At 66.0% G+C, this 11,035-nt stretch carries 11 protein-coding genes; 9 read left to right on the forward strand and 2 right to left on the reverse strand.

The features are described from left to right. The first annotated feature begins 16 nt into the window (after nucleotides 1-16). Nucleotides 17-763 (forward strand): SDR family NAD(P)-dependent oxidoreductase, encoded by a 747-nt coding sequence (locus AC3WLX_RS09035; protein WP_492335559.1) that lies wholly within the window; start codon nucleotides 17-19, stop codon nucleotides 761-763. Nucleotides 764-886: 123 nt separating this feature from the next. Here the strand turns inward: AC3WLX_RS09035 and AC3WLX_RS09040 are convergent, their stop codons facing one another. Beyond that, nucleotides 887-1,024: a hypothetical protein gene (locus AC3WLX_RS09040; protein WP_492335560.1), complete on the reverse strand. Its 138-nt coding sequence runs from the start codon at nucleotides 1,022-1,024 to the stop codon at nucleotides 887-889. Between the two features lie 448 nt (nucleotides 1,025-1,472). Between AC3WLX_RS09040 and AC3WLX_RS09045 the strand changes: the two genes are divergently transcribed. Next, a complete protein-coding gene (locus AC3WLX_RS09045) occupies nucleotides 1,473-2,861 on the forward strand; it encodes an MFS transporter (RefSeq protein WP_492335561.1) in 1,389 nt (462 codons plus the stop codon). A 3-nt stretch (nucleotides 2,862-2,864) separates the two neighbouring features. Here AC3WLX_RS09045 and AC3WLX_RS09050 read toward each other — a convergent pair whose 3' ends face one another. After that, nucleotides 2,865-4,466, reverse strand: coding sequence for a B12-binding domain-containing radical SAM protein (locus AC3WLX_RS09050; protein ID WP_492335562.1), 1,602 nt, complete (start codon nucleotides 4,464-4,466; stop codon nucleotides 2,865-2,867). Between the two features lie 339 nt (nucleotides 4,467-4,805). Between AC3WLX_RS09050 and AC3WLX_RS09055 the strand changes: the two genes are divergently transcribed. From AC3WLX_RS09055 to soxA, 7 genes are all read left to right on the forward strand, one after another. After that, nucleotides 4,806-5,255, forward strand: a complete 450-nt coding sequence (locus AC3WLX_RS09055) for a (2Fe-2S)-binding protein (RefSeq protein WP_492335563.1) — start codon at nucleotides 4,806-4,808, stop codon at nucleotides 5,253-5,255. Nucleotides 5,256-5,267: 12 nt separating this feature from the next. Next, nucleotides 5,268-7,451, forward strand: a complete 2,184-nt coding sequence (locus tag AC3WLX_RS09060) for a xanthine dehydrogenase family protein molybdopterin-binding subunit (RefSeq protein WP_492335564.1) — start codon at nucleotides 5,268-5,270, stop codon at nucleotides 7,449-7,451. Nucleotides 7,452-7,501: 50 nt separating this feature from the next. Next, nucleotides 7,502-8,776, forward strand: a complete 1,275-nt coding sequence (locus AC3WLX_RS09065; protein WP_492335565.1) for an FCSD flavin-binding domain-containing protein — start codon at nucleotides 7,502-7,504, stop codon at nucleotides 8,774-8,776. Nucleotides 8,777-8,989: 213 nt separating this feature from the next. Beyond that, nucleotides 8,990-9,412, forward strand: a complete 423-nt coding sequence (gene soxX / locus AC3WLX_RS09070; RefSeq protein ID WP_492335941.1) for a sulfur oxidation c-type cytochrome SoxX — start codon at nucleotides 8,990-8,992, stop codon at nucleotides 9,410-9,412. Nucleotides 9,413-9,416: 4 nt separating this feature from the next. Continuing rightward, nucleotides 9,417-9,884: a SoxY-related AACIE arm protein gene (locus AC3WLX_RS09075; RefSeq protein ID WP_492335566.1), complete on the forward strand. Its 468-nt coding sequence runs from the start codon at nucleotides 9,417-9,419 to the stop codon at nucleotides 9,882-9,884. Continuing rightward, a complete protein-coding gene (soxZ, locus tag AC3WLX_RS09080; RefSeq protein ID WP_291627612.1) occupies nucleotides 9,884-10,201 on the forward strand; it encodes a thiosulfate oxidation carrier complex protein SoxZ in 318 nt (105 codons plus the stop codon). Before AC3WLX_RS09075 ends, soxZ begins: the two co-directional genes overlap by 1 nt. Nucleotides 10,202-10,233: 32 nt before the next feature. Continuing rightward, nucleotides 10,234-11,016 carry a sulfur oxidation c-type cytochrome SoxA gene (gene soxA / locus AC3WLX_RS09085; RefSeq protein WP_492335567.1) on the forward strand — a complete coding sequence of 261 codons (783 nt, stop codon included), beginning with the start codon at nucleotides 10,234-10,236 and terminating at the stop codon, nucleotides 11,014-11,016. Nucleotides 11,017-11,035: the final 19 nt, after the last annotated feature.

Here is an 11,035-nt window from a genome sequence, read left to right on the forward strand (position 1 = left end):
CACGAGAGGCAAGAACATGCAAGATCAAAAGGTCGTCGTCGTCACCGGCGGCACTTCAGGCATCGGCCGCGCAGCGGCGCTCCGTTTTGCGAAACAGGGCGACCAGGTGCTCGTCACCGGCCGCCGGGCGAGCCTGATCCAGGAGACCATGCTGCAACACGCGAACATTGCGGGGATGACGGCGGATGCGGCGTCCGCCGAAGACGCCAGGCGAACCATTGCGATGGCGCTCGACAAATGGGGCCGCCTCGATGCGCTGGTCAACAATGCCGGCGCCGGCGCAATCCTGTCGCTCGCCGATGCGACCGGCGATCGCATCGCCGACATCTTCGCCGTCAACGTGCTCGGCCCAAGTCTGCTCGCATCGGCAGCGCTTCCCCATCTCAAGGCGAGGCGCGGCGCGATCGTCAACGTCTCCAGCACCTTTGGACACAAGGCGGCGGCAGGGCTCTCTCACTACGCCGCCAGCAAAGCCGCCGTGGAGCATCTGACGCGGTGCTGGGCCTTGGAGCTGGCGCCGTTGGGGATCAGGGTGAACGCCGTTGCTCCAGGCCCGACCGAGACGGGGGCGCTGACCGGCATGATGGGATTGTCGGCTCAGCAGGCCGCGGCGGTGGAGGAACAAGAGCGCGCCAGCATCCCGCTCGGCCGCCGCGGTGTGCCCGACGATGTCGCTGAATGGATCGTCCAACTCGCCGGACCCGCCTCGGCATGGGTCACCGGTCAGGTGATCGACATCGATGGCGGCCTCGGATTGGCATGATCTGGCGCGGCCAATGGCCACAATGGCCCTACCGGCGCGAATCGAAGGGCACTGAACTTCATCCCTGGCCCGCCGGCGGTACCACGTACAGCGTCAGCGCAAAGACCGCGTAGATCAAGATCATCAGCGCGCCGCATGGCTGAGCAGCGCCGCCAGCGGCACTTTGGCGAGCACCGCCAGCACGAACAGCAACGCGTGGGAATGCGGGACCAGGGCCTCGGCCACCACCACGATGGGCACGAAGGCCAACATCCAGAGCAAAGGGGTTTGCAGATTTCACGGAGCAGAATCTGCATGTCGGCGGCCATTTCCATCGCTGCGCGGTTGGAAAGGGCCGGCCTCCCGCGAGGGGAGTGTTGATCTGCCTCAACGTTGATTTCGGGGAGACAAGCGCGCAGGCGATGAAAATGCGGCCTGCCGGGGCTGCTGCACCTTGACAACTTGCCGGTGTTTTGCCCGACGAGTCAACTTGATCGCGGCCGGGAAGGTCACGACCGCGCGTCTCGAAAAATCCCTTTCCGATCAACGGCCCTTCTCCTGTGCATGGGGTTGTTTTTCGAATTTGGATTCGATTGTCGCGATCCCTACTCTATCCGCGCCGCCTCCAGCAGCCTGCGCATACACAGCATGCACGCATGAGCCTGTGGCCGGCCGCCAAGCCGTAGTACACGGCGCATGACCCACGCCGCCGGAGCGACGCGCCAACGCAATGACAATCACGTTACCCTCGGCCGCGCGCGAGTCGGATCAGCCTGTGTCCGACGGACTTCCCACCGCGCAGCGGCGCTGGGCCATCGCTGCGATCTTCACCGCGCTGGCGATGGCCTCGCTCGACACCGCGATTGCGAACATCGCGCTGCCCGCCATCGCCGCCGATCTGCGGGTCACGCCGGAGCAGTCGGTCTGGGTCGTCAACGTCTACCAGATCGCGCTGGTGGCCACCCTGCTGCCGCTGGGCGCGCTCGGCGAGATCGTCGGGCACCAGCGCATCTATCTCGGCGGCCTGATCCTGTTCACGATCGCCTCGCTGTTCTGCGCGGTGGCATGGTCGCTCGACAGCCTGCTGGTGGCGCGCACGCTGCAAGGGCTGGGCGCGAGCGGCATCATGAGCGTCAACACCGCACTGGTGCGCTACGTCTATCCGGGGCGGATGCAAGGCCGCGGCTTCGGCCACAATGCGCTGGTGGTCGCGACCGCCTTCACCTTCGGCCCCTCGATCGCCTCCGCCATCCTCGCCTTCGGTCCATGGCCGTGGCTGTTCGCCGTCAACATCCCGTTCGGGCTCGTCGCGATCGGTATCGGCTTTGCCATGCTGCCGAAGACGCCGCGCGCCGATCACGGCTTCGACGTTCCCGGCGCGATCCTGGCGTCCGCCTGCCTCGGCCTGTTCATCACCGCCATCGGCAGCGCCGCGCACAATTTGCCGCCGCTCGTCGTGGCCATCGAGTTGATCTCGGCGCTCGCGCTCGGCTTTATCCTGATGCGCCGCCAGGCCGGTCATCCGGCGCCGATGCTGCCGATCGACCTGTTCGCGAGGCCGATGTTCGCGCTATCGGCGGCGACGGCGCTGTGCGCCTTCGCCGTGCAGGGGCTCGCCTTCGTCTCGCTGCCGTTCTATTTCGAGGGCGTGCTCGGACGCTCGCAGGTCGAGACCGGCTTCTTCATGACGCCATGGCCGCTGGTGGTCGGCATCATGGCGCCGATCGCCGGGCGCCTGTCCGACCGCCACGCGGTCGGCCTGCTCGGCGGCATCGGGCTCGTGCTGCTCGGCCTCGGCATGGCGCTGCTGGCGACGCTCCCCGCCAATCCTGCCATCCCCGACATCATCTGGCGGATGGTGATCTGCGGCATGGGGTTCGGCTTCTTCCAGGCGCCGAACATGAAGGCGGTGATGTCGAGCGCGCCGGCGCACCGCAGCGGCAGCGCCTCCGGCATCGTCGCCACGGCGCGGCTGACGGGCCAGACGACGGGAGCCGCGCTCGCCGCGGCCTGCTTCGCGCTCGCAGGTCACGAGGGCGCGACCTTGGCGCTGGCGCTCGGCGCGGGCTTTGCCGCGCTCGGCAGCGTGATGAGCTTCTTGCGCCTGGCGGTGAAGTAAGCCTCAGGCCGCCGTCACGCCGACAGTTGGCGTGATGGTCTCGTTGTCCAGCGCGGTGAGGCGCTGATCGATGGCGGCGATGACCTTGCGCGAGTACGGTCCGAGATGCGCATAGGCCGCGATCATCTGCACCGCGATGCGTGCGGACGACGTGTCGCGCTTGGCGCAGTTCATGAAGGTCTGCCACAGCGGCCCCCGCGCCTCGGGAAGGGCGGAGACCACCTTGTGCACCGTCTCCATGGCCCCGAGCTTGGAGCGGATGTCGCCTTCGGCGAGCTCGGAACGCTGCCTGGAGCGGTCGAGCAGCGTCATCAGGCGATCGACTCGTGCTGCATAGGCAGCCGGGCTGTAGACGTGCTCCAGCACCCGCTTGTAGTCCATCAGGATGTCGCGCAGCGGGCGGACCGGATCGAAGTTGATGCCGGCCGTGCACTGATCGGCGCCGATCGTCGGCGCCACGTCGTGGCCCTGATGCAGCCGGCCTTCGCGCTCCAGGCGGCGCGTGAGTTGCGTGTTCGGCAAGGCATAGAGCAGGCCGACCATGGCGACGGGAATGGCCGCCTCCTCGATGAAGTCGATCATCGCCTCCGCCATCGAGACCTTCTCGTTGTCGAAGCCGACGATGAAGCCCGCAGTGACCAGCATGCCGGCGGCATAGATCTTGTGGATGCTCTCGGCGATGTTGCGCCGCGTGTTCTGCTTCTTGCGCATCGCGACCAGCGTCGCCGGATCCGGGCTTTCGATGCCGACGAAGATGCCGAAGAAATTGGCCGCGCCCATCAGCTCCAGCAGTTCCGGATCGTCGGCGAGGTTGACCGAGGCCTCCGTGGAGAATTCGAAGGGATAGTTGTGCGTGCGTTGCCATTCGGCGAGCTTGGGCAGGAACTGCCGCAGCGACTTCTTGTTGCCGATGAAATTGTCGTCGACGAAGTCGAGATGGCCGCGATAGCCCATCTGGTAGAGCGTCTCGAGCTCGACGAACATCTGGTCGATCGTCTTGGTCCGCGGCACGCGCCCATAGAGCTCGATGATGTCGCAGAACTCGCAGGTGAACGGACAGCCGCGCGAATACTGGACACCGAGGTAGAGATAGTCCTCGAACTTGAGCAGGTCGAAGCGCGGCACCGGCGTCTTGGTGACGTCGGCCTGGAACTTCGGCGCGGTGAAGGTGCCCGAGCGCGCGCCGCTCTCCCAGGCCGCGATGAAGTCGTCGATCACGCTTTCGGCCTCGCCGAGCACCCGGAAGTCGGCCCGCTCGTAGAGGTGGGGGCTCGAGGTGGGGTCGGGACCGCCGACCACGACCGGCTTGCCGGCGGCGCGGCACAGTTCGATCAGGCGCAGCGTGTCGGCCTGCTGCGGCATCATCCCGCCGGTGAAGACGACGTCCGCCCAGGCGAGATCCTCCTCGCCGAAGGGCGCCGTGTTGCAATCGATCAGCCGGACCGTCCAGCTCTTGGGCAACATTGCGGCTACGGTAATCAGGCCCAAGGGAGCGGCCGGGCGCTTGACGCCCATGACTTTGCAGGATTCGCCAAAGGTCCAGAAGGACTCCGCCGAGAACAGCGGGTAGAGCATCAGCACGTTGCAGGGACTCGGCACGTTCATGGAACTCCTCTTGCGTCGGCGCAGTGTACCAAAGCGCTGGCGTCTTGCATCCCGGCAAAACGGACAAACTGTCGCCGCCCCGCCAGCCGCGATGCGGTCGGGAACCGGCAGGCACGGCCGGACGTCGCCTCAAGCCGTGGATTTGGCGCCCATGCACGAGGCGCCAAACCGAATCGCTAACAGAGGCATGAGGCAAAACAACGCTCCAGTCCACCACTCTTGGGCCGCCGGACCATCATCACGATGACCCGCGGACTGTTGATTTGAACACTTCCAGTTTGCCGGACAGATTGCGCCCCTGAGTTCAATCGGTGGATTGGGCCAATCAGGGGACTTGCGATGGCAGACCTAACAATCAACGGAAAAACTTTCACCCTCGACGTCGAGCCGGATACGCCGCTGCTCTGGGCGATCCGCGAGAATGCCGGCCTGACCGGCACCAAATATGGTTGCGGCATTGCACAATGCGGCGCCTGCACGGTCCACATGGACGGCGTGGCGATGCGCTCCTGCGGCATCTCGGTCGGCGAGGCCGAGGGCAAGAAGATCACGACGATCGAGGGGCTCGCATCCGACGGTTCCCTGCACAAGGTCCAGGAAGCCTGGATCGCCCAGGACGTGCCGCAATGCGGCTACTGCCAGAGCGGCATGATCATGGCGGTGGCGGCGCTGTTGAACGAGAAGCCGAAGCCGACCGACGCCGACATCGACGAGGCCATCACCAATATCTGCCGCTGCGGCACCTTCCAGCAGGTGCGCGAAGCGATCCACACGATCGCCAGCGCGTAAGGAAATCCCCACATGAACAAGCATGTCTCGCCGCGGCTCAATCGCCGCGCCTTCGTCATCGGCACGGCCGCAGTCGGTGCCGGCCTCGCCATCGGCCTCGACCTCTCGTTCGGGCCTACCGTGGTCCGCGCCGCCGACGGCTCGCCCGAGATCGGGGCCTGGGTCGTGGTCAGGCCCGACGACACCGTGGTGATCCGCATCGCCCGCTCCGAGATGGGCCAGGGCTCGCTCACCGGGCTCGCCCAGCTTGTCGCCGAAGAGCTCGAATGCGACTGGACGAAGGTCACGACCGAATATCCGACCCCCGGCCAGAGCGTCGCCCGCAAGCGTGTCTGGGGTGACTTCTCCACGGGCGGCAGCCGCGGCATCCGCTCCTCGCAGGATTATGTCCGCAAGGGCGGCGCCACCGCACGCGTGATGCTGATCCAGGCCGCCGCCGACACATGGAAGGTGCCGGCCTCCGAATGCAAGGCCGCCAACAGCGTCATCACCCATACGCCTTCGGGCCGGACCACGACCTACGGCAAGGTGGCCGAAGCTGCGGCGAAGCTGACGCCGCCCGCGGAGGTCAAGCTGAAGGATCCGAAGGATTGGAAGCTGATCGGCAAGGGCGTGAAGCGGCTCGACACCGTCGACAAGACCACCGGCGCCATGATCTACGGCGCCGACGTCAAGCTGCCGGGCATGCTGAACGCCGCGATCAAGGACTGCCCGGTGTTCGGCGGCAAGCTGAAGAGCTTCGACGAAGCCAAGATCGCCGGCATGAAGGGCGTCAAGAAGGTGGTCAAGGTCGGCGACACCGCCGTCGCCGTGGTCGCCGACACCTGGTGGCACGCCAAGACCGCGCTGGACGCGCTGCCGATCGTCTGGGACGAGGGCGACAACGCAAAAGTCTCCAGCGAGTCGATTGCGAAATGGCTGGCCGAGGGGCTCAACGATTCGCAGCCGGCCTATGTCGGCAACAAGAACGGCGACGCGAAGGCGGCGATTGCGAGTGCGGCGAAGAAGGTCGAGGCCGTCTACTCCTATCCCTACCAGAACCACGCGACCATGGAGCCGATGAACGCCACGGCGATTTACACGGCGGACAAGTGCGAGGTCTGGTGCGGCACGCAGAATGGCGAAGCGGCCTTCGCGGCGGTACTCGAGGCCTCCGGCCTGCCGGCGGAGAAGTGCGATGTGCACAAGGTGATGCCAGGGGGCGGTTTCGGCCGGCGCGGGCAGACCGACTATGTCCGCCAGGCGGTCATCATCGCCAAGCAGATGCCGGGCACGCCGATCAAGCTGCTGTGGTCGCGCGAAGAGGACATGGCGCACGGCAGATATCACCCGATCACCCAGTGCAAGATGACCGGCGCGTTCGATGCCAACAACAACCTGATTGCGCTGCACTACCGCCTGTCCGGGCAATCGATCCTGTTCTCGCTCCGCCCGGAAGCGCTGCAGAACGGCATGGACCCCGCAGCCTTCCAGGGCGTCGCCCAGTCCGGCGAGGCCGCGTTCGGCTATTCGGTGCCGAACCTTCTGGTCGAGCATGCGATGCGCAATCCGCACGTCCCGCCCGGCTTCTGGCGCGGCGTCAACGTCAATCACAATGCGATCTACATGGAATGCTTCATGGACGAGCTCGCCCAGGCCGCAGGCCAGGACCCGCTCGAATTCCGCCGCAAGCTGATGGGCAAGCACCCCAAGCACCTCGCAGTGCTCAATGCGGTTGCCGAAAAGATCGGCTGGGACACGCCGGCACCGCAGGGCGTCTATCGCGGCATAGCCCAGGTCATGGGCTATGGCAGCTATGTCGCCGGAGCCGCCGAGATCTCGGTGACCGACGCCAACAAGATCAAGGTGCATCGCATCGTCGCCTCCACCGATCCCGGCTACGTCGTCAATCCGGCGCAGGTGGAGCGGCAGGTCGCCGGCTCCTTCGTCTATGGTCTCTCCGCGCTGTTCTATGGCGGCTGCACCGTCAAGGACGGCAAGATCGAGCAGACCAACTTCGACACCTACAATTCGATGCGCATCAACGAGATGCCGAAGGTGGAGACCGTGATGGTGCCGAGCGGCGGATTTTGGGGCGGTGTCGGCGAGCCGACCATCGGCGTCGCCGCGCCCGCCGTGCTGAATGCGTACTTCGCCGCGACCGGCAAGCGCATCCGGTCCGTGCCGCTGCGCGACCAGAACATCACCTTCGCCTGAAACACGCCGCGGCAGCCCATGGCCGCCGCGGCATTTTGCCTGGATAGCCCATGACGGGACGCCCGGTGACACGGCGGAAGGCCGTGCTCGGCATCACTGCGGCAGCCGCAGCGCTGGCCCGGCCAGCGACCCCGCGCGCGCAAGCCTCGGGGCGTGTCGTCGTGGTCGGCGGCGGGTTTGGCGGTGCTGCTTGCGCCCGAGCGCTGAAGCGAGCGCGGGATGATCTGCACATCATCCTGATCGAGCCCAATGCGGTCTTCACCTCCTGCCCTTTCAGCAACGCGGTGATTGCGGGTCTGCGCGAGATCGAGGCGCAGCAATTCGGTTACGACAAGATCGCGGCCGACGGCGTCACATTGATCGCTCAGGCCGTGACCATGATCGAGCCGGAGCGGCGCAGCGTCATGACGGCCGACGGCGTCGCGCTGCCCTATGACCGCCTCGTGCTCTCGCCCGGCATCGACTTCCACCTCGAAGCCCTCCCCGGCTATGACGCGACCGCATCGGAGAAGATGCCGCATGCCTGGAAAGCCGGCGCGCAGACTCTGCTGCTGCGCAAGCAGCTGGAAGCGATGGCGGATGGCGGCACGGTCGCCATCGCGATCCCCGCTAATCCCTCACGCTGCCCGCCCGCACCTTACGAGCGCGCCAGCCTGATCGCGCATTATCTGAAAGCCAAGAAGCCGCGCTCGAAAGTGCTGATCCTCGACGCCAAGGACACTTTTTCGCAACAGCGGCTGTTCGAGAAGGCGTGGAAGGAGCTGTACGGCGACATGATCGAGCGAATCGGCCTGTCGCAAGGCGGCCGCGTCACCTCTGTCGATTCCGCGACGCGAACCATCGTCACCGAGTTCGGCAACTACACCCCTGATGTCGCCAACGTCATCCCGCCGCAGCGCGCAGCGCTCATCGCCGAAATCGCGGGCGCTGCGGATGCGACCGGCTGGTGCCCGATCGATCCTGTCACGTTCGAGTCGAAACTCGTCAGGAACGTCCACGTCATTGGCGACGCCTGCCTCGGCGGCGGCATCCCGAAATCGGCATCGGCTGCAAGCGCGCAAGGCAAGGCCTGCGCCGCTGCCATCATCGATATTCTCGCCGGCCGCACGGCGGAAGCACCTCGGCTGACGGGCGTCTGCTACAACGTCGTTGCGCCCACTTACGGCTTTTCACTCGCCGGCAACTACCAGCCCAGGGGCGACATCTTTGCCGAGGTCGAAGGCGGCGCGACGAGTCCGGTCGACGCGCCGCGCGAATTGCGAGCGCGCGAAGCAAGTGAGGCGGAGCGCTGGTTTGACACCATCACGGCGGAGACGTTTGGTTAAGGCATGAAGATCCGAGCAAGTCGCCGCGACCACGATGCGCTCCCTCCCCCGCCTGCGGGGGGGGGCTGGGAAGAGGGTGTCTCCGCTCGCGAGAGCCCCCAAGAGCAAAGAGCCCTCACCCGGCGCTGCGCGCCGACCTCTCCCGCAAGCGGAAGAGGTCAGTGGAGTTCGTGGCGGCCGCAGTCGTTCTCGCCACCATTTGCGCTTGCCGCGATCATCGTCGTTGGCCTCGCCTTCGCCAGCGCTGCGCACGCGAACGAACTTCTGCCCTACACGATCGTCAACGACGGCATTCCCGCCACGCTCACCGGCTCACCAGGCGATGCCGCGCGCGGGCGCGCTCTGGTGCTCGCGCGCGCGACGACCTGCATCCTCTGCCATTCCGGCCCATTCCCGGAAACGCGGTTCCAGGGCGACCTCGCGCCGGATCTCACCGGCGCCGGGAACCGGTGGTCGGTCAGCCAGTTGCGGCTTCGACTGGTCGATGCCTCGCGCTTCAACCCGGACACCATCATGCCGTCCTATTATCGCATCGACGGCCTCGTTCGCGTCGGACGCAACTTCGCCGGCAAGCCGATCCTGTCGGCCGCGGAGATTGAGGACATCGTGGCTTTTCTTGCAACGCTTCGGGACTAGATCGATGCCAACCACGCGACGACACTTCCTGCGCCTCACCGGAGGCATCACGGCCGCCGGGACGATCCCGATCGTCACACTGCGGCCGCTCGAAGCGACACCGGCAATGCTCAACACCGCAATCCGTGACGTCGTCGGCGAAGCGCAGGTTCACATCGGAAGGGTCAAGCTCGACATTCCGCCGCTGGTCGAGAACGGCAACACGGTGCCGATCACGGTGAGCGTTGCAAGCCCGATGACGGCGACCGACTACGTCAAGTCCATCCACGTCTTCAACGAGAAGAACCCGCAACCGAACATCGGCAATTTTCATCTCGGCCCCTCCTCCGGCCGGGCCCGGGTCTCGACACGGATCCGGCTCGCCGACACCCAGAAGGTGGTCGCGATCGCGCGCCTGTCCGACGATACGTTCTGGCAGGTCGCCGCCGATGTGGTCGTGACGCTGGCCGCATGCACCGAGGAGATGAACTGATGGCCGCCCTCATCAACGTTCCGGCCAAGGCCAGACGCGGCGACATCATCGAGCTCCGCACGCTGACCTCCCACATCATGGAGACCGGCTTCCGCCACACCGCGGACGGCAAGCTGGTGCCGCGCGACATCATCACGAGTTTCATCTGCCGCTACAATGGCGCCGAGATCTTTCGCGCCGACCTCTTTCCGGCGATCGCAGCGAACCCGTATCTGTCCTTCTTTACCGTCGCCAGGGAGAGCGGCACATTCGAGTTCGAATGGGTCGGCGACAACGGCTATTCCTCGACGGCATCGGCAGTCATCACGGTCGAATGACCTGTCGAGTGATCTCTCGAATGATCCCTCGAATGATCCCTCGGCGCGCGATAGCAATTGCGGCATTGCTGGCCGGTGCGGCCACGGCCCTGCTCGCCGGCGACATCCCTCCCGAGGCGCGTCGCTCCGGCTACACCTTCATGGGCCCGGACACGCGCGCCATGCAGGATGACGACACCAGCAATCCCGGCATGCTGTTCGTGCTCGACGGCGAAGCGCTCTGGACGAAGAAGCTCGGCAGCGTCGGCAAAGCCTGCACGGATTGTCATGGCGATGCGCGCAGCAGCATGAAGGGCGTCGCGGCGCGCTACCCCGCCTTCGACAAGGCTCTCGGCCGTCCCGTCACGCTCGACCAGCGCATCAATCTCTGTCGCGCCAATCATCAGCAGGCGACGCCGCTGCGCTACGAGAGCCGCGACCTGCTCGCATTGTCCGCCTTCATCGCCCACCAGTCGCGCGGCGCCACGATCACGGCCGGTGACGATCCGCAGGCCAAGCCCTTCATCGCGCAAGGCCGCGCACTCTACATGCAGCGCCAGGGGCAGCTCAACCTCGCCTGCACCAATTGCCACGACGACAATTTCGACAAGCGCCTCGCCGGCGCGCCGATCACGCAGGGACAGCCGACCGGCTATCCGCTCTACCGATTGGAATGGCAGACGCTGGGATCGCTCGAGCGGCGGCTGCGCAGCTGCATGACCGGCGTCCGGGCCCAAGCCTACGACTACGGCTCGCCCGAGTTGGTCGCACTCGAGCTCTATCTGATGTCGCGTGCGCGTGGCCTGCCGATGGAGACGCCGGCCGTGCGTCCCTGAACCAGAACGGCCGAGACAT

It is taken from the genome of Bradyrhizobium sp. FW305-F6 (assembly GCF_058782905.1).